Source organism: Chryseobacterium sp. OSA05B (genome assembly GCF_019970065.1).
Lineage (GTDB): Bacteria > Bacteroidota > Bacteroidia > Flavobacteriales > Weeksellaceae > Chryseobacterium.
This window is the reverse complement of the sequence record NZ_JAHXYH010000001.1, coordinates 317,788-336,902: the sequence shown is the minus strand read 5'-3', so window position 1 is coordinate 336,902 and position 19,115 is coordinate 317,788. Positions and strand designations below refer to the sequence as shown.

The window sequence follows — 19,115 nt, the reverse complement described above, 5'->3', positions numbered from 1 at the left end:
TCCGCAAACATCTGTGTATATCTGTGAAATTTGTGGTTAAAAAAACAAAAAAAAGCAGATCCCGTAGAACCTGCCTCTATATTTAAAATATATTAATAAAAACTACTTCAACGTAAACTTCACCTTCGTCTTAATCGCATCAGAAGAATTCCCGATCTGCGCCTCAAAATCACCGGGCTCAGCCGTCCATTCATGCTTATCTGCATCAAAATAGCTCAATGCCGTTTTATCAATCGTGAACGTCACTTCCTTCTGCTCACCGGGATTTAAATATACCTTTTCAAAACCTTTCAGTTCTTTTGCAGGGCGTGGTACAGAAGCTTTGGTATCACTGATGTATAACTGTGCAACTTCAGCCCCCGCTTTCTTCCCAGTATTTTTTACTGTCACGGTGAATGTGATCTTATCATCCTGAGATATTACGGTTTTATCAGCAGAAGCCTTCCCAAACTCAAATGTAGTGTAGCTCAATCCATGCCCAAAGCTGAACAAAGGTTTGATCTTTTTCGTGTCATGCCAACGATATCCTACAAAAACACCTTCGTTATACGTAATATTGATCGGGTTTTTCTGATCTTTTCCTTTTCCGGCTGCCAGTTCGTCTTTTTGTCCGGGATATTCTCCCAACTGATGAGCTGAATTATCTTCAAGTTTCACAGGGAAAGTAAACGGAAGTTTTCCTGACGGATTCGCATCACCTGCCAAAACAGAAGCGATGGAATTTCCGGCCTCAGAACCCAAATACCACGACTGGAGAACAGAAGGAACTTCTTTAATCCAAGGCATTGCCACCGCGTTTCCGGAAACTAAAACGACTGCAAGATTTTTATTCGCTTTTGCTAATGCTGCGATCACATTGTCCTGATTATATGGAAGTCCGTAGCTTTTTCTGTCGTTACCTTCACTGTCCTGAAAGTCTGATTTATTCAGGCCTCCTACGAAAATAACATAGTCGGATTTTTTGGCTAATTCTACAGCTTCGTTCAACAATTCTGCTGCAGAACGGTCGTCTTTTAAGTTCTGTCCGGATTTTACTCCATTATATTCTCCACCGATGTCTCCTACATAACCTCTCGCATACTGTACATCCGCCTGTTTTCCAAATCTGGACTTGATTCCGTCTAATGGAAGCGTTTCATATTTTACTTTTAAAGACGAAGAACCACCACCAACAGTCATGATTTTGATAGCATTTTCACCGATAACGGCAATTTTTTTAGCTTTATTAAGATCAATTGGAAGTATATTTCCTTGATTTTTCAGTAATACAATTCCTTCTTCTCCGATTTCTTTGGCCACAGCTTTATGTTCTTCAGAAGCAATATTTCCGAAAGGCTTGTTCCTGTTCATCGTAGTTTTATAGGCTAAACGAAGTAATCTGGTTACCTTGTCGTCGAGTTCCTGAGTTCCTACTTTTCCGGCTTTGATAAGGTCTAAATAAGGTTTTGCTAAATAATAGTTATCGTAAGCATTTTTAGTACCGGCAGAAAGCCCGTTGGTCCAGCTCCCGAATTCAAGATCCAGCCCGTTATGGATAGCCTGTTCTGTATTATTCACTGCTCCCCAGTCGGAAACCACAACTCCTTTATAGTTCCATTCTTTTTTCAGAATGTCATTTAAAAGATACTGATTCTGGCTGGCGTATTGGTTTTTATACATATCATAGGCACCCATGATCGTCCATGAATCACCTTCAGTTACTGCCGCTTTGAAAGGCGGAAGATAAATCTCATAAAGCGTTCGGTCATCAATATTGACATTGCTTGTATGACGGAACATTTCCTGATTGTTCAATGCAAAATGCTTCACAGAAGTGGCCACACCATTGGATTGTACCCCTTTGATGTAAGGAACCACCATTTTTGAAGTTAAGTAAGGGTCTTCACCCATATATTCAAAGTTTCTACCGTTTAGTGGTGTTCTGTAGATATTGACACCAGGTCCCAGAAGAATATCTTTTTTTCTGTATCGGGCTTCTTCGCCCAAAGCTTTCCCGTAATTCCAGGACATTTTTTTGTTCCATGTTGCAGAAAGTGCCGTCAGGGCAGGGTAGGCGATGATTGAGTCATTCGTCCATCCGGCCTGATCCCATTCGTCCCACATCACTTCCGGACGTACCCCGTGAGGTCCGTCTGTAGTCCAGAATTCTGGAATTCCCAATCTTGGAACGCCGGGCGAGCTGAACTTTGACTGTGCATGCAGCATAGCCACTTTTTCTTCCACGGTCATTCTCGAAAGAGCATCCTGAATACGTTGCTCTACAGGTTTTGATTCATCTAAATAAACGGGTTGAGTATGAGTCTGAGCCATATACGAAGCAGCAATAAAAGTGAATAAACTTACAATGGCGGTTTTCTTGAACATAAAATGCCTTTTTATTGATTAACAACAAAAGTAAGTAAAATTTTTATTATCTCAAATTGAGAAAATAAATTTTAAGCAATAAATAGTTGACCCCGAGTTCTGAAGTTTGAGAGTCGGAGAGTTTTAGGGTTTAAGCGTTGCGGGTTGTAGGTTCTGAGGTTATAGTAAAGAGAGAAAAAACATTGAATGACAAATATCTGGCGGCTGAGGCTCCCGAAGCTACCAGTTTCTTTTTTTATCTAAAATATAAATCTTCATCCGGGTTTTGAGTCCTATATTACGAATTACACACCGAATCCGGCATCGCATACCCCGCAACAATCTCATCAGTCATCATTTATCACTCATCACTGATCACTCATGATCTTCCCATCCCTTCACCGCACCTCCTTTGAAAATCTCCTCAGCTTTTTTAGCCACTTCATCAGATTGATAAGCCTTTACAAAGTTTTTGACTTTGGCGGAATTTTCATTGTCATGAGTAGCAACGATGACGTTGACATAAGGTGAGTCTTTATCCTCGCTGAAAACACCCTGCTTAGCGGGATCCAATCCTGCCTGTGATGCAAAATTGTTATTGATAATAGCGATAACCACTTCTTTATCGTCCAGAACCCTTGGAAGCTGTGGAGCTTCGATTTCGAGAATCTTCAACTGTTTTGGATTTTCAGTGATGTCTGTGACTTTTGGAAGAAGTCCGACGCCTTCTTTTAATTTTAAAAGTCCGTTTTTCTGCAAGAGAAGGAGAGAGCGTCCCTCATTGGTTGGGTCATTCGGGATAACAATCGTACTTCCATTCTGAAGCTGGCTGATCGTTCGGATCTTTTTCGAATAAGCAACAATAGGATAAACAAAAGTATTTCCTACCACAGCCAGTTTATAGCCTCTCTGCTTTGACTGTTCATTTAAATAAGGAACATGCTGAAAAGCATTGGCTTCAATATCTCCGTTGTTCAAAGCTTCATTCGGGACCACATAATCATTGAAAGGAATCAGTTCCACATCAAGATTGTATTTTTCCTTGGCTACTTTTTTAGCAGCTTCGGCAATTTCCAGTTCCGGGCCGTAAGTAATTCCTACCACGATATGATTCGGATCGTCTTTCTTTCCTGAACATGCATTGAATAGCATAACGCCGGCCGCTAAAATGGCTATGGTTTTTATCTTTTTCATTAGAATTTTTTATGATTAAAAGGTGGCTTCGAGTGCCTCAGCCTCCTTAATTATTAGATTTATATATTAACTTTCCGTCTTTGACTTATCTGTGATCAAATTTCTTCGCCAATCTGTCCCCTGCAAACTGTATGATAAACACCAATGCCACCAAAAGCACCAATACCACATTCATAATCACAGCATCATAACCGATGTAACCGTATTGATATCCGATCTGTCCCAATCCACCGGCTCCCAAAGCTCCACCCATTGCAGAATAACCCACCAAGGTGATCAGGGTGATCGCTGCGTTGTTGATCAGGGAAGGAAGTGCTTCCGGAAGCAGTACTTTCTGGATAATCTGTAAAGGAGATGCCCCCAAAGATCTGGCTGTTTCTATCAGACCATGTGGGACCTCGAGAAGGCTGTTTTCCACCAGTCTGGCGATAAACGGAGCTGCTCCTACACTTAACGGAACCAATGCCGCATTCATACCGATGGACGTCCCTATGATTACCCTGGTGAAAGGGATCATCCAGACAATTAAAATAATAAAAGGAATGGATCTGAAAATATTAACCAGAATAGAAATAATCCTGTAATAAATTTTGTTTTCCAGCAGCTGTCCTTTTCTTGTTAAAAACAGTAAAATTCCTACCGGAAGTCCTAAAACAAATCCAAAAAATCCTGAAACAAACGTCATATAAACCGTCTCCCAAAGTCCCTTTCCCAAAAGAGCAATTACTGAGTCACTAAGCATATCCTTTTACTGTATTTTGAATTTTATTCTGGTTAAAATAATAGATTGCCTTCTGGTTTTCCTCGGTTTCACCCTGCAGCTGAAGCAAAAGTTTCCCGAAGTTGGAGTTGCCGAGATATTCCACATCAGCTTTCAGAAGCCGGTAAGGGATTTTATATTGGTCATAAAGCGTTGAAAGTAATTTTTCAACACTGATATGTTCATTGAGTTCTATTTCAACCAGCGGAAATAAACCATCCTGTGGTTCTTTCTGCAGTTTTTTATTGAGTTCCTGAGGAATCGTCATGATGTCTGAATTTATAAATTGTCGGATCACCGGATTTTCTTTATTCGAGATGATCTCGCTTAATGTTCCTTTTGCTAATAATTTTCCTTTGTCGATAACAGCTACGTGGTTGCAGACTGCTTTGATGACTTCCATTTCATGCGTGATCAGCAGGATGGTGATACCAAGTCTTTGATTGATATCCCTTAAAAGCTGCAGAATGGATTGTGTCGTTGCCGGATCCAGTGCGCTGGTAGCTTCATCGCAGAGAAGAAGATAGGGATCATTGGCCAGTGCCCTTGCAATCGCGACTCTCTGTTTTTGGCCTCCCGAAAGGCTTTTGGGATAATCATTGGCTTTATCTTCCAGTCCAACAATTTTCAGCAGTTCATTGACTTTTCTGTTGATCTCATCTTTACTCACATGATCCAGTTCCAGTGAAAGGGCTACATTATCAAAAACCGTTCTCGATGAAAGCAGATTGAAATGCTGGAATATCATCCCGATTTTTTTTCGTTCAGCAGCAAGCTGTTTTGAGCTTAACTGAATAAAATCCTTTCCATTGATGATGATTTGGCCTTCGTCAGGTCTTTCCAAAAGATTTACCGTACGGATCAGGGTGCTTTTTCCGGCTCCGGAAAACCCGATGATTCCTACAATATCTCCCTTTTCAACACTGAGACTCACCTGATCCAGTGCTTTGAAAGACTGCTTTTTCTGATGAAATGTTTTTGAAATGTTTTTGATCTCTATCATTTTTAATGTATAGTTTTAATTTTAAACAGGCTGATACGGTCGTACGGTCTTATTGACCAATCGTTTCAGTCTTCTTATCTTCACTTTTGAGCGTTTGGAAAGTCTGAAATACTTAGTGACATTGGTGAGTAAAACGCCTAATAATATCACTGATAATCCGTACAGTTGGCTTCCGTTAATGGTTTGCCCTGCTACGATCCAGCCTGCCAGTACCGTAACGATGGGGTTGATGTAGGTATGAGTACTTACCAAAGCCGCAGGTTTTACAGAAAGCAGCCATATATAAGATAAATAAGCGACTATTGATCCGAAAAACACTAGGAAGAGCACGCCAGCCCATGCTGATACAGGAACATTGGAGAATGAAAAACCGTGCCATTCTTGTCTGAATGCTGCAATAATAAATGCTGCAACACCTGCTGTGATCAATTGTTGTGCTATATTCATAAACGTAGACTGTGAGGCCGGATTTTTCTTTGAATATAAAGATCCGAGTACCCAGGCCACTGAACTTAATGCCAGTACAATGAAGGCTGTTATTCGCAGGTTTCCGTTTACTGCCGCATGATGTGCACTGGAAACACTTCCGTTCAGGAATAATATTAAACCTACAAAACCGATGATTAATCCAATTGGAATAAATTTATCTGAGAAATAATACTTCCAGTTTTTCTTATCAATCGCAATGAACCAGAACGGACCTGTTGCAATGGCAATCGCAGCTTCAGAAGCTGATACATACTGTTCTCCCCAGGCTACAAGACCTGTTCCGCCGGTAAGAATCAATATTCCCGTGATGGCATTCTTTTTCCAGTTGATCAGTGAATTGGCTTTTTCACCTTTAGCCAGCAGCCATCCGATCATCATCAGTCCAGCCGCCAGAAAACGGAAACCGGAAAGAATAAAAGGAGGAAATCCTTTCAGACCAAATGAAATTGCTAGGAATGTAATTCCCCAAATGACGTAAATATTGATAAATGCCACCGGCACCAGCCAGCTGTTTTTAGAAGTGCTCATTCTGTATGTTTTTTGTGTGATGGGTAAAAATAAAAAGGCCCTACAACGTGGTAAGGCCTCTGAAATATGTGATATAAAAGTAAGGTCAGCCACGGAATTTCTGATGCATAGGCATACAGTTGCACATCATCATAGTTTTGATGTTTTGTTTCTTAATAGATTGATGTTTAGATCCTTGTTTCATTTTGTTTTCTTTTCCTGAATACGGTTGCAAATATAGGGCATATATTTTTATTAGTCCACTAAAAAGATAGACTTTTTAATATTTTTTATTTTGAAATCATTTAATTTGTTGTTTTTCAATGAATTAATTTTATTTGATTCATGTTGGAAAGTCTGGTTTTTCACGGTCTGAGCGAAATGATATCATTGAAAATTGGACTCTGCCTGATAAAACAGCACTGAAATTTTCTTGAGAATAAGAGAATTTGTAAGACAAAATTAAAGAGATTGACCGAAGTTATCATAGATCATTATTCAGTTTTACTAAAGAACCTAATTTTGAAATATTAATTTAAAAGAACAAAAAAAATGGAAAGAACAGAAATAGTTTTAGGAAATGTAAGAGGAGAAATCCAGCTTTTCTCAGACGATTTGAAAGCAGGAAAAATGGATATTTCAGTGATTGGAAAAAAATTAACCGTTTACCACACGGAAGTCAATCCTGAACACGAAGGAAAAGGTTTTGCCAAAATATTACTGGAAAGACTGGTTTCTTATGCAAGAGAAAATGACTTGAAAATCGTACCGCTTTGCCCATACGTTCACTTACAATTCAAACGTCATCCGGATGAATACAGTGATGTCTGGCTGAAAGAAGATCAAGAAATTGTATAGCTAATTATACGTACAAAGGAGCGGGCTTTAGCCCGCTTAAATTAAAACAATCATAAACAGGCTTTAGCCAAAATCTAAAAAAACAAAAGATATTAGCCATCAAAAAGGTCTAACCTCTAAATTCTAATATCTAATTTCTAAACAAAAAAACATGCACGAACATCTACTTTTAATACTCGGACTCTTACTAATCGTCATGCTGCTGGTGATGTTGGCCCAGCGCATCAAAATCGCCTATCCCATATTTTTGGTATTGGCGGGATTGGGAATCAGTTTTATTCCCGGGGTTCCTGTTTTAAAATTAGATCCGGAAATTATTTTCCTGATATTTTTACCGCCCCTCTTATATGAAGCTGCGTGGTACACTTCATGGAATGATTTCTGGAAATGGAAACGTACCATTTCATTAATGGCTTTCGGGTTGGTGTTTTTGACTTCTATTGTTGTGGCTTTTGCTGCTCAGTCTATCATTCCGGGCTTCACACTGGCTTTAGGATTTTTATTGGGTGGAATTGTTTCTCCACCAGATGCTGTTGCCGCGACCACGGTTTTAAAAGGATTAAAAGTTCCGAAAAGAACCATCGCCATGCTGGAAGGAGAAAGTCTGATCAATGATGCCTCATCGCTGATTGTTTTCAGATTTGCTTTAGCGGCGGTAATGACGGGCGTTTTTTCCATGCAGGAAGCTACCGGACAGTTCTTTCTTGTTGCGGGAATGGGAGTCGTAGTAGGAATTGTAGGAGCTCATATTTTTTACGCTATCCACAGATTTTTACCGACTACTCCGGCCATCGATGCGGCATTGACGGTGATGACCCCTTATATTTTGTTCTTGGGAGCTGAACATTTTCACTTTTCCGGAGTAATGGCAGTAGTGAGCGGTGGATTATTTATGTCCTTCCGTGCCCATGAAATTTTTAAAACGGGAACCACCAGAATCAATATGACAGGAGTCTGGAACACGTTGATTTTCGTCATGAATGCGTTGGTGTTCGTATTAATCGGATTGGAGCTTCCCGATATTATCAATGGTTTGGGTGAAACTTCTTTAATGGACGGTATAAAGTATGGTTTAATGATAAGTTTAATTGTGATTGTTGTCCGTTTGCTGTGGATTTATCCAGTGGCTCATATTCCGAGATGGCTGAGTAAAAAAGTACGCCAGGACCCAAGTCCCGGCTGGAAAAACCCTTTGATCATCGGTTGGGCGGGTATGCGTGGTGTGGTTTCTTTGGCTACAGCGCTGTCAATTCCGGTGATGATGAATGACCAGGCGGAATTTCCGTTGAGAAACTTAATTATTTTCATCACATTCGTGGTCATCTTTGTGACATTGGTTTTCCAGGGACTTACGCTTCCTTTGATTATTAAATTAACCAAAATTGGAGAAATCGATCCTATTTTACCTTCTCATGAACAACAGACGGGAATTCAGATCAGGCTCGATCATTTAGCTGTAGACAGGTTGAATGAAAAATATGAAAAAAGCTTAATCGGAAACAGTCTTGTTGGGAATTTAAAAGAAAATCTGCAAAATGATATCAAACTTCATGAGAGTCACTTAAGTTCTCTGGAGATGTGCACCAACAGACAGAATGATCTTAAAGAATACCATGAAATCATGTTGGATATTTTTGCCATACAACGGAAAGAATTATTCAGGCTGAAAAGAGAAAAGTTATTCAGTGATGATGAGATCCGGAAAGCAGAATCTCAATTGGATTTAAATGAATTGAAAATAACAGGAAACAAGCATCTGTAGTTTTAAAACTTAAGCTCTTCACTTTTAATACGGAATACAATGAAAACATTACAATTTTTAGTCATTGGAAAAAATCAGGAAATTCTTGAAACATTGAAAAGAATCATCGAAAACAATGAAGGCTGGAAAGCTGAAATCCAAAGCGATGAAGCCGCTTCCTACGATTATATCAAAGAAAAGCAGATCGATATTGTGCTGTTGAGCTCAGGTTTGGAAGAACAGTTCGAAAAAGACATTAAAATATTCTGCGAAAATTTAGAGAAAGAAACTAAAGTGATCGATCATTATGGTGGCGGAAGCGGACTTTTAAAGAATGAAGTTTACAGTCTTTTCCCTAATTTGCAGGGATAAACTTTTTGTATGTTTAAAAATATCATCCGGAACGTTAGCCGGTTTATAGATCTTACCGAAGAAGAACAGAAAACCTTTGCCGATTTATTGAGCTGTCAGACATTTTCTAAAAAGACAGTTTTATTAAAGGAAGGCGAAATTTGTCAGTTTGAGGGATATATCCATAAAGGCTGTGTAAGGCTGTACTGTCTGGATGATAATGGTACAGAAGTAACCCTTTTATTTGCCATTGAAGACTGGTGGATCAGTGATATTGCTTCATTTCAGGAACAGAAACCTTCAAAGGTATACATTGAAGCTCTGGAAGATTCAGAAATCTATGTGCTGACTCCGGCTACTAAAGAAAAATTACTGCACGAAATTCCAAAGTTTGAAAGGGTTTTCCGAATGCTGGTGCAAAGAAATCTCTCTACACTTCAGAACCGTCTTGTGGATACCATTTCCAAAACAGCTTCAGACCGCTACCTTGAATTCATTAAGATATATCCTTCCATTCCACAAAGAGTTCCTCAGTACTATATCGCGTCCTATCTCGGAGTATCGAAGGAGTTTGTGAGTACTATCAGAAAACGTCTTGCTTCCAAAGAAAAATAGATTTTCTTTTGTTGGATTGGCTATTTAAAACTATTTTTTTAGTAATTTTTTTACGGCAAAGATCCATCATAAAGCGGTTTATGTAAGGCTTCAAAGGAGAGATCAATCGAAGATTGATCTGATTAAGCGCACTTATTATCCAAGTAGCTTCATCAACGACGCAGTCTGTCCTTTTCGCTTCCCTCAAAATATCCAGAAGAATGAAAATAGGCACAATCATCTGTGTCAATCCGTGAAATCAGTGGTTAGAAATATAATCTCCCGCAGATCCCACAGATCCCACAAATTTATGTGCATAGTATAGTCGTGTTATTTGTGAACTTATTCGTGAAATTTGTGTTTAAAAGCGTTTTATCTTTAAAATCTTTGCGTGAAAAAAATAAAGACAATATTCCCCTCAATTTTTAATTAAAAAGCAATTTATTAAACTAGTTAAATGCACAGCTATTTCTATCTCCCTAAATTTGTTCTATTAAAATCAAACCAATACCTACAAGATATGGACAGAAAAGATTTTTTAAAGAAAGGTTTATTAGGAACCGGGATGTTTGTAGCATCTGCTTCTCTCGGTAATACCATGAAAAATGAGATCGATGAGATCGAACCCTTAGAACCTATCGGATATAATCACTTACCCAATCCTGAATCAAAAATTAAAGATAACTCCGTGATTCATAAGGCGGATTCAAGAGGAAAGGCAGATCATGGTTGGCTGCTGAGCCAGCATACCTTCAGTTTTGCCAATTATCACAATCCTGAAAGAATGCACTTTGGAGTGCTGAGAGTTTTAAATGATGACAGAGTGGAAGCGGGCAGAGGCTTTGGAACGCATCCCCATGATAATATGGAAATCATCAGTATTCCGTTGGAAGGAGACCTTGAGCATAAAGACAATATGGGAAATACCACTGTGATCAAAAGTGGAGACATCCAGGTGATGAGCGCTGGAACAGGGGTAATGCACAGCGAATTTAATAAGAACAGCGATAAACTTGTCAAATTCCTGCAGATCTGGGTATATCCGAATAGGAGAAATGTAACGCCAAGATACGACCAGATCACCCTAGACAAAACAAAAAGTCAGAATGCGTTCCAGCAAATGCTTTCTCCCAATGCTGATGATGAAGGCGTATGGATTCATCAGGATGCCTGGTTTCATTTGGGACGGTTTGAAAAAGGTTTGGAAACGAGTTACCAGATCAAAAAAAGTGGAAATGGTGTTTATGCTTTTATCCTTAAAGGAAGCGCAGAAATTGAAGGTCAGAAATTGGAAGAACGGGATGGATTCGGAGTTTGGGATATTAAAAATCTGAATATGAAATCTACGGCAGAACATACGGAAATCCTGCTAATGGAAGTTCCGATGGCGATGTAATCACGAACGGAAAAGATTTGAAACCATGAAAAATTTTATTCTATCATTGGCAGCGGGTTTATTATCCTTAACACTGACTGCTCAAAATACAACCCCTGTCGGAACCTCAAAAAATTGGGGATCCGTAGATGGAATCTCAATGATCGGCCTGGTTCAGGGACCTTCATCTGCAGAAACCCAATTACAGGTGGCTTGTGTGTTTGAATACACGGAAAATGATATTCACAGTGCTCAGGCTTTACCCGCCAATCTGAACGGTTTAGTGCATTTGGATGAAGCGTTAAAAGGTGAGTTTACAAAGATCCGCCAATCAGGACAGTTTAAAGGACATGCGTTGGAAACTCTTCTCATCACACCGCCGGCAGTTTCTATGTCTGCTAAAAAACTATTGCTGATCGGTTTGGGTGATCGCAATAATTTCACTCCCGAATTGATGACTTCCGTAGGTGAAGTGGCCGCCCGTGAAGCAATGAGATTAGGTGTAACCAATTTCGCATTGGCTAGTGATCTGAAAGACGCCGGAATAGATTCTCCAACCGCTTTGATAGCCGGAAATGTAGTAAAAGGGATTGTGTTGGCCAACCGTTCCGAAACCTATCTGAAAGAGCATCAACTTTCCCATACAAAGAAATTGAAAAAAGTATACCTTCTGGCAGGCCCATCTTTCTTTGAAGTAGCGGGCGACGGAATTCAGGCTGCAATTGCCGAAGTGAATAGAAAATAATGAACCCGTTTTCATTAATATTGTGAAGGCTCTCCTTTTTTAAAGGGGAGTTTTTTAGTTACAATTATAAGTACGAGTGGGACGCTCGTGCCCACAACTAAAGTCCATCCGCAACATATTTACTACTATTCATTTAACCTTAATCCTAAACATTTATATTAACATAATCAAACCTCTTCCATGGGATTAAACGTCCATGCTCATACCTGTAATTTTCAAACATCAACTCCCAACTAAATTAGCTTAATCCAAAAAAAATCCCGACTTTTGTCCCCCTTCAATAATTCCGAAATTCATGAAACTTTGTATTGCCGAAAAGCCTAGTGTTGCCAGAGATATCGCCAAAGTATTAGGTGCTACCACGCCTAAACAGGGCTATATGGAGGGTAACGGATACTGTGTGACATGGACGTTCGGACACCTTTGTACCTTAAAAGAACCTCACGATTACGGTCCTCAGTACAAATCCTGGAATTTGTTTTTACTGCCGATCATTCCAGCCAGTTTTGGGATCAAGTTAATTCCAAATAAAGGCGTTGAAAATCAGTTCAAAGTGATTGAAAGATTGGTGGAGGAATGTGATGAGGTCATTAACTGTGGTGATGCCGGGCAGGAGGGAGAGCTGATCCAGCGATGGGTTTTACAGAAAGCAAAATGTAACAAACCTGTTCAGCGTTTATGGATATCGTCCCTTACCGAAGAAGCGATTAAAGAAGGTTTTGAGAACCTGAAACCGGCTGAGGATTATAAAAATCTGTATCTGGCTGGAAATGCAAGAGCGATCGGCGATTGGCTGCTGGGAATCAATGCGACAAGATTATTCACGAAAAAATTTGGAGGCAACAAAGCGGTTCTTTCTATCGGAAGAGTACAGACGCCTACTTTGGCTATGCTGGTTCAGCGGCAGAAAGAAATTGATGCATTTAATACCGAAGAATATTGGGAACTTAAAACCAAATACAGGGACGTTATTTTCAATGCTGCGATTGACCGTTTAAAAACCCTAGACCGCGCTGAAAAGGGACTTGAATATCTTAAGCTCAATCCTTTTGAGATCGTTTCTTTTGAGATTAAAGAAGGAAAAGAAAAAAATCTGAGACTTTTCGATTTGACGGGACTTCAGGTGGAAGCCAACAAAAAATACGGCTATTCTGCAGAAAATACCCTAAATTATATCCAAAGTCTGTACGAAAAAAAGCATGTGACTTATCCGCGTGTAGATACCACGTATCTATCAGAAAGTCTGTATCCGAAAATTGAAGGAATTCTTCGGAAAATGCATTTTTATCAGGATCTGGTTGCCCCGTTACTGGAAGCGCCAATTCCAAAATCAAAAGCTGTTTTTGATGATGCAAAAGTGACTGATCACCACGCCATTATTCCTACAGAAGTTCCGCCTTCTCAGAATCTGAGCAGGGAAGAAAAGCTTATCTATGATCTTGTGGCCAAACGTTTTATTTCCGTTTTTTATCCGGAATGTAAAATTTCAAATACACTGGTGGAAGGAAAAGTAGGAACGATTCCTTTTAAAACAAGTGGAAGACAGGTACTGGAACCGGGATGGAGAGCTGTGTATGCAAAGGAACCCAAAGAAGAATCTACCGATAAGGAAAAAGAAAAGGATGAAGAACAGACCATTCCTGAGTTTACCGTGGGAGAAAGCGGACCACACGATCCGATGATCCATCAGGGAAAAACTACCCCGCCCAAACCATATACGGAAGCAACGCTGCTGAGAGCCATGGAAACTGCCGGAAAACAGGTAGAAGACGATGAGCTTCGCGAATTGCTTAAAAATAACGGGATCGGAAGGCCTTCTACCCGTGCAAATATCATCGAGACCCTTTTCAAAAGGAAATATATCGAGAAGAAAAGAAAAAATCTTATCGCGACTCAAACCGGAATTCAGTTAATTGATACTATTGAAGACGAACTTCTGAAAAGCCCGGAACTGACGGGAGAATGGGAACAGAAACTCCGTAAAATTGAAAAAGGTGAGTATGAAGCCAATCAGTTTAAAGAAGAACTGATTCAGATGGTTTCCGAACTTACCCGAAAAGTAGTGGACGGAAAAGGAAAAGTGATCATGCTGCAGGAAGAAGAAAAAGAAGAGGTCAAAGATAAGAAAAAGCGTGAACCTGCCGTAAAAAAAGAGCTTCAGTCCTGGGAAGAAACCCAATGCCCGAAATGTAAAGAACACAATCTGATCAAAGGAAAAACTGCGGTGGGCTGCTCTGATTTCAAGAACTGTGGTTTCAAAATTACGTTTGATATTTTCGGGAAAAAGCTTTCAGACAAACAGCTTTTAGACTTGGTTTTAAAAGGGAAAACTTCAAAATTGAAAGGATTCACGACACATTCAGAAGCTTTGACGGAAGGAGTTCTGACCCTTGAAGAAGGTTTTCAGGTACAGCTTTATTAAATTTATCTGAATAATTTATCATACCATCCGCTAAGATCTTTCTTGATGCCATCGTGGTATTTGGATAAGATCTGGGCCAGTTGCAGCTCTGATCTTTCAGATTTGTAGGGATTTGAAGTCAGATAGCCGAAAAAATTTCCATCCTGATCCAGAATTACGGGAGGATAAGAAGCATAATCGCTCCACGGTGAATAGGTACTGTAGGCACTTCCATAGTTTCCGGAGCCATTCCATATAGATTTTGAACTGAGTATATTCCCATAATCACCGTACGGATTCCAGATCGAGTTTTTATCAAAAGTATCACAGTTGATGCAACCCAGGTATTGGTCTTGATTAGAACCGCCGTATAGGTGTAGCATCTGTGCCTGAAAAATACAGCATAGAAGCATACTTAGGAATGTGAAAAACTTTTTCAGAGGCATATGGATGGTGGTTTACTGCAAAGCTAGTATTTTTTGTAAGTATTTTTTGAGACCACCCCGTCAAAAATTCTTCGAATTTTCGCCACCCCTCCGGAGGATGGGAATAATTTCTCCCAATGAACACTACCCATCAAGAGAATCAGATTGAGTAGCTTTTTAGGGTAAGCTTTTAAACCATTAAGATTAGTGAAGAAGATAAGGATAGTTAAGAAAAAATCAAATGATTTTTTAAGCCGTATCACTAAAAAAAGCGAAGCTGCTCTTAGTATTCTTAAAAACTTAAATGCTTTTAATGGTTCAATTATTCAATAAAACAGATTGCACCACAGCGAATAAAAATCTTTGATTTTTTTTTAAACTTAAGTGCACTTTTTTGCATTAAGAATTTAAACTTCAAATAAACTTAAGTGTTCAAAAACTTTTGCATCTTTTGTGGTTAAAAAAACTTGCGGTATTATTTAAAATTTCAGCATCAGTAAGTAAACTTGTTCCAAATTTTCTGGTATTTCTGAAAAACATTGATGTACTTTGTATTTACATTCAGATTAAAATACATATTCATGACTCCGGAAAAAAAGAAACTCATGACGGACAGCTTCGGCCGTTCAGAAACATTAAAATTTTACAACGCCGAATTACTGGAAGTAGATACCGATTTCGTCTCGATCAAAATTCCTAAAATGGAAATGATGACCCGGAAAGCCGGCATGTTTAATGGGGCTATGATTGCTTCTTTGGTAGATGTTTCTTCAGGATACGCTTCAGTAAGCCATTACAAAGACGACTGTTATGTGGTAACTGTTGAGCTGAAGGTCAATTATCTTCGTCCCGCATTGGGAGATGCGCTGATATCGAGGTCTTATGTGGTAAAAGGGGGCGCAAAGATCATTGTGGTAAGAACTGAAATTTACGTCATTGATGAAAGTACCGGTTCGGAAAGTCATGTGGCGACTTCACTGGTCACCATGATGAGGATCAAATAAATAGAATCCCATCAATAAAATATTCGGTAGATAAAGGAACTACGGGACTTTTTCCGGGTGAAATGGAACAGGATTTGCAACGTAAACACCATAACATTAAAAAATAATAATATGAACTTAATTATCAGGCTGTTCATTACAGCAATCGTTGCTTATCTTTTGACTAAGGTGCTTCCGGGTGTACATTTCGAAGGATTTTCTTCGGCTATTATTTTTGCCATCGTTCTGGGGGTATTAAATATTTTTGTAAAACCTATTTTGGGACTTTTAGGACTGCCTCTTACGATCATTACATTGGGGTTATTTGCCCTGGTGATCAATGCTGTGATTATTTTAATTGCAGATTATTTTATAGACAGTATGGTCGTAGATGGCTTCTGGTGGGCACTGATCTTTAGTGTGCTGCTATCCTTTGTGACTTCACTGGCCAATTCCATGTTTTCAGATGGAGAATAAATAACAAAATATACCGCAAAATAAAAGAGGCTGTCCAGATAGGGCAGCCTCTTGTGTTAACAATATTTCTCAATCCATTTCAGGCATTGATCATATGTGGATTTCTGATCGGCTCGTTGAAGATACGGGGCATTAAGAGGAGCATTGTCAGCGAGTTTTGCCATAATTTTTTCTAATGTTCTGCCATTAAAATCAACTCTTGTTGCATTAATAGTATCATATTTGATATGATCTTTGTGAATGTGCCAGAGATTAGCTGCACCTGCCTCTACCGAGGTTCCTTTAAAATTTCCTGTTTCTAGTGTACTCATGATGTAAATTTTTAAATGGTTTTAATTAATATATTGGACGGTTGTTTTTTTTGATTATAAAGACAAAAACTTTGATGATTTCGTTGAAGTAAAATTCAGGTTTTGAGGGATATGAAAGAAGAGGGAAAGTACCCATCTTTAGAAAACAGGGGTTTTCCTGTAAGAAAGATCCCGGTTTGTGAAATGGAATTTTCTTGTTAATTCTTTCGTTCATTGGTATTTTAAGTACTAACTTTGGGGATCTTTGAATTAAATAAAAGGAATTAATGAACTCGGCATGATTTCATATTTCCGTTAAAAATGAATATCAACATATGAAGCTTAAGTACAGTCTGCTGGCTCTGGCAGCTCCACTCTTAATGAATGCACAACAGTTAATGACACCTGAAATCCTCTGGACTTTGAAAAAAGTGGGAGTACAGGCAGTTTCACCGGATCAGTCTTCACTTATCTATAAAGTGGGGCAGGTAGATCTGAAAACAGAAAAAACAAAAAGCGAGAACTACTTTCTCAATGTTCTTAATAACCAGTCTTCCAAAATAGATTTCGGTAAAAAAGCCCTTATTCAGTGGGATAAAAACGGAATTTATGCACAGGAAGGAGATAAAATCTACCTTTCAAAAGACAGCGGGAAAACCTGGTCTGAATTTTATACCATCGGGGAAGCTGACAATATCGTGATCTCTCCGGACGGTAAGAAAATTGCCTTCAGTAAGCAGGTTCTGGTAGAGAAATTAATGGGGAAAGACAAATACAGCGATACTCCTAAAACTACTGCTCAGGTGTATACCGATCTGAACCACAGACACTGGGATTATTTCAATGAAGGGAAATACAACCATGTATTTGTAGTCAATACCACAGACAAAGCAGAATCTGCAAAAGATCTGTTGGAAGGTAAAACATGGGATTCTCCTCAAAGACCTTTCGGTGGAACAGAAGATTTTATCTGGAGTCCGGATTCTACTCAGCTTTTATACGTTACAAAACCTAAAAGCGGAAAGGAATATTCTACGAGCACCAACACAGATATTTTTGCCTACGATCTTGCTTCAGGAACGACTAAGAATTTAACGGAATCCAATAAAGGATACGATGTTAACCCAAAATTCAGTCCGGACGGTAAATCCATGATCTGGCAGAGTATGGCCAGAGACGGTTACGAAGCAGATAAAAATGATGTGAAAATCATGGACTGGAAATCCGGTAAAACCACAAACCTTACCGCTGGCTGGGACGAAAGCGTTTCCGGAGATGTATTCTGGAGCGGAGATTCCAAAGCGATCTATTTTACAGCCGCGTTCAGAGGAACAAAACAGCTTTTCTCTTTAGATCCTAAAGCGGCAAAAGTACAGCAGATCACAAAAGGTGATTTTGACGTTAACGAAATTTTCACCGACAATAAATCTTCACTTTTAGTAGGAAGAACAGACGTCAACCATGCAACGGAACTATTCTCTGTCAATGTGAAAAACGGAGAAATGAAGCAGTTGACTGAAGTCAACAAAGAAGCTTATGCTAAACTGGCGCTGGGGAAATCTGAACTGAAGATGGTGAAAACAACGGATGGAAAAGAAATGGGCGTATGGTTCCACTACCCACCGAACTTTGACCCGAATAAAAAATATCCTACACTGGTATACTGCCAGGGAGGGCCACAATCTGCATTAACTCAGTTTTTCAGTACAAGATGGAATTTCTCTCTGATGGCTGCCAACGGATATATCGTAGTGGCTCCAAACAGAAGAGGAATGCCGGGCTGGGGAACAAAATGGAATGAAGAAATTTCCAAAGACTGGGGCGGACAACCGATGAGAGATTATCTGGCTGCAACAGATTTCGCGAAAACATTACCGTATGTAGACGGGGAAAGAGTAGCAGCAGTAGGAGCAAGCTACGGAGGATACAGTGTATTTATGTTAGCCGGAATCCACGAAAACAGATTCAAAACCTTCATCGCACACGATGGATTATTTGATATGAAATCATGGTATCTTACTACGGAAGAACTTTGGTTTGCCAACTGGGATTTGGGTTCTCCATGGGAAAAGCCACTTCCGAAAGCATACACAGAATTCAATCCAAGCAATTTTGTTGAAAAATGGAACAAGCCGATCATGATCTTCCAGGGAGGTATCGATTTCCGTGTGCCTTATGAGCAGGGGCAGGAAGCTTTCCAGGCAGCAAAATTAAGAGGTCTGAAGTCTAAATTAGTCTATTTCCCGAACGAAAATCACTGGGTACTTCATCCACAAAACGGATTGGTGTGGCAGAGAGAATTCTTCGATTGGTTGAAAGAAACTTTGTAATGTAAACTAAGAATGAATGATTAAAATGAATTGAATTTCTTTTAATTATTCCTGAAAATATCAATAGAAACGGGCTTTAGCCCGTTTTTTTTATGTGATCACCTGAGAGCTTTAACCAAATTATAAATTTAAGTTTTCCGACATAGGCTTATGGGATACGGAACTCGGTGTTAGAGAATTTCACATTTCACTTGTGTAGCAAAAGTGATCATTGACATTTCTCAATCTCAGCCTTAACCTTAACCTAAA

Annotated in this window: 17 protein-coding genes; 10 read left to right on the top strand and 7 right to left on the bottom strand. The window is 39.3% G+C overall.

Annotation, left to right across the window (positions count from 1 at the left end; all coding sequences use genetic code 11):
* Positions 1 to 102: 102 nt before the first annotated feature.
* From LC419_RS01475 to LC419_RS01455, 5 genes are all read right to left on the bottom strand, one after another.
* Positions 103 to 2,364, bottom strand: coding sequence for a glycoside hydrolase family 3 C-terminal domain-containing protein (locus LC419_RS01475; protein ID WP_223605677.1), 2,262 nt, complete (start codon positions 2,362 to 2,364; stop codon positions 103 to 105).
* A 354-nt stretch (positions 2,365 to 2,718) separates the two neighbouring features.
* On the bottom strand, positions 2,719 to 3,537 hold the full coding sequence (gene metQ / locus LC419_RS01470) for a methionine ABC transporter substrate-binding lipoprotein MetQ (RefSeq protein WP_223605676.1): 819 nt from the start codon (positions 3,535 to 3,537) through the stop codon (positions 2,719 to 2,721).
* An 85-nt stretch (positions 3,538 to 3,622) separates the two neighbouring features.
* Complete coding sequence (gene metI, locus LC419_RS01465; protein WP_223605675.1) at positions 3,623 to 4,279, bottom strand: methionine ABC transporter permease MetI; 657 nt, start codon at positions 4,277 to 4,279, stop codon at positions 3,623 to 3,625.
* Positions 4,272 to 5,300 (bottom strand): methionine ABC transporter ATP-binding protein, encoded by a 1,029-nt coding sequence (locus tag LC419_RS01460; protein ID WP_223605674.1) that lies wholly within the window; start codon positions 5,298 to 5,300, stop codon positions 4,272 to 4,274. The genes metI and LC419_RS01460 overlap by 8 nt, the downstream gene beginning before the upstream one ends.
* Before the next feature lie 21 nt (positions 5,301 to 5,321).
* Positions 5,322 to 6,317 carry an EamA family transporter gene (locus LC419_RS01455; protein WP_223605673.1) on the bottom strand — a complete coding sequence of 332 codons (996 nt, stop codon included), beginning with the start codon at positions 6,315 to 6,317 and terminating at the stop codon, positions 5,322 to 5,324.
* Positions 6,318 to 6,848: 531 nt separating this feature from the next.
* On the opposite strand from LC419_RS01455, the gene LC419_RS01450 reads away from it, so the two are divergent.
* The 7 genes from LC419_RS01450 (at position 6,849) to LC419_RS01420 (ending at position 14,382) form a co-directional block, all read left to right on the top strand.
* Positions 6,849 to 7,154 carry a GNAT family N-acetyltransferase gene (locus tag LC419_RS01450; protein WP_223605672.1) on the top strand — a complete coding sequence of 102 codons (306 nt, stop codon included), beginning with the start codon at positions 6,849 to 6,851 and terminating at the stop codon, positions 7,152 to 7,154.
* Positions 7,155 to 7,305: 151 nt separating this feature from the next.
* Positions 7,306 to 8,916 carry a Na+/H+ antiporter gene (locus LC419_RS01445; RefSeq protein WP_223605671.1) on the top strand — a complete coding sequence of 537 codons (1,611 nt, stop codon included), beginning with the start codon at positions 7,306 to 7,308 and terminating at the stop codon, positions 8,914 to 8,916.
* 39 nt (positions 8,917 to 8,955) lie between these two features.
* Positions 8,956 to 9,267, top strand: coding sequence for a hypothetical protein (locus LC419_RS01440; protein ID WP_223605670.1), 312 nt, complete (start codon positions 8,956 to 8,958; stop codon positions 9,265 to 9,267).
* 9 nt (positions 9,268 to 9,276) lie between these two features.
* Entirely contained in the window at positions 9,277 to 9,861 is a 585-nt protein-coding gene (locus tag LC419_RS01435) for a Crp/Fnr family transcriptional regulator (protein WP_223605669.1), read from the top strand.
* A gap of 499 nt (positions 9,862 to 10,360) precedes the next feature.
* Positions 10,361 to 11,236 (top strand): pirin family protein, encoded by an 876-nt coding sequence (locus LC419_RS01430; protein ID WP_223605668.1) that lies wholly within the window; start codon positions 10,361 to 10,363, stop codon positions 11,234 to 11,236.
* Between the two features lie 25 nt (positions 11,237 to 11,261).
* Positions 11,262 to 11,960, top strand: a complete 699-nt coding sequence (locus LC419_RS01425) for a M17 family peptidase N-terminal domain-containing protein (RefSeq protein WP_223605667.1) — start codon at positions 11,262 to 11,264, stop codon at positions 11,958 to 11,960.
* Between the two features lie 295 nt (positions 11,961 to 12,255).
* Positions 12,256 to 14,382 carry a type IA DNA topoisomerase gene (locus LC419_RS01420; RefSeq protein ID WP_223605666.1) on the top strand — a complete coding sequence of 709 codons (2,127 nt, stop codon included), beginning with the start codon at positions 12,256 to 12,258 and terminating at the stop codon, positions 14,380 to 14,382.
* A 2-nt stretch (positions 14,383 to 14,384) separates the two neighbouring features.
* On the opposite strand, the gene LC419_RS01415 is transcribed toward LC419_RS01420, so the two are convergent.
* Positions 14,385 to 14,807 (bottom strand): hypothetical protein, encoded by a 423-nt coding sequence (locus tag LC419_RS01415; RefSeq protein WP_223605665.1) that lies wholly within the window; start codon positions 14,805 to 14,807, stop codon positions 14,385 to 14,387.
* A 560-nt stretch (positions 14,808 to 15,367) separates the two neighbouring features.
* Here LC419_RS01415 and LC419_RS01410 point away from each other — a divergent pair.
* Positions 15,368 to 15,790, top strand: a complete 423-nt coding sequence (locus LC419_RS01410; protein ID WP_223605664.1) for a PaaI family thioesterase — start codon at positions 15,368 to 15,370, stop codon at positions 15,788 to 15,790.
* Positions 15,791 to 15,901: 111 nt separating this feature from the next.
* Positions 15,902 to 16,246: a phage holin family protein gene (locus LC419_RS01405; protein WP_047451937.1), complete on the top strand. Its 345-nt coding sequence runs from the start codon at positions 15,902 to 15,904 to the stop codon at positions 16,244 to 16,246.
* A gap of 56 nt (positions 16,247 to 16,302) precedes the next feature.
* On the opposite strand, the gene LC419_RS01400 is transcribed toward LC419_RS01405, so the two are convergent.
* On the bottom strand, positions 16,303 to 16,557 hold the full coding sequence (locus LC419_RS01400; protein ID WP_223605663.1) for a hypothetical protein: 255 nt from the start codon (positions 16,555 to 16,557) through the stop codon (positions 16,303 to 16,305).
* Positions 16,558 to 16,871: 314 nt separating this feature from the next.
* Here LC419_RS01400 and LC419_RS01395 point away from each other — a divergent pair, with 314 nt between their 5' ends.
* The gene (locus LC419_RS01395) at positions 16,872 to 18,866 is read left to right on the top strand and encodes a S9 family peptidase (protein WP_223605662.1); all 1,995 of its coding nucleotides are present in this window, start codon (positions 16,872 to 16,874) and stop codon (positions 18,864 to 18,866) included.
* The last annotated feature ends 249 nt before the right edge of the window (positions 18,867 to 19,115 follow it).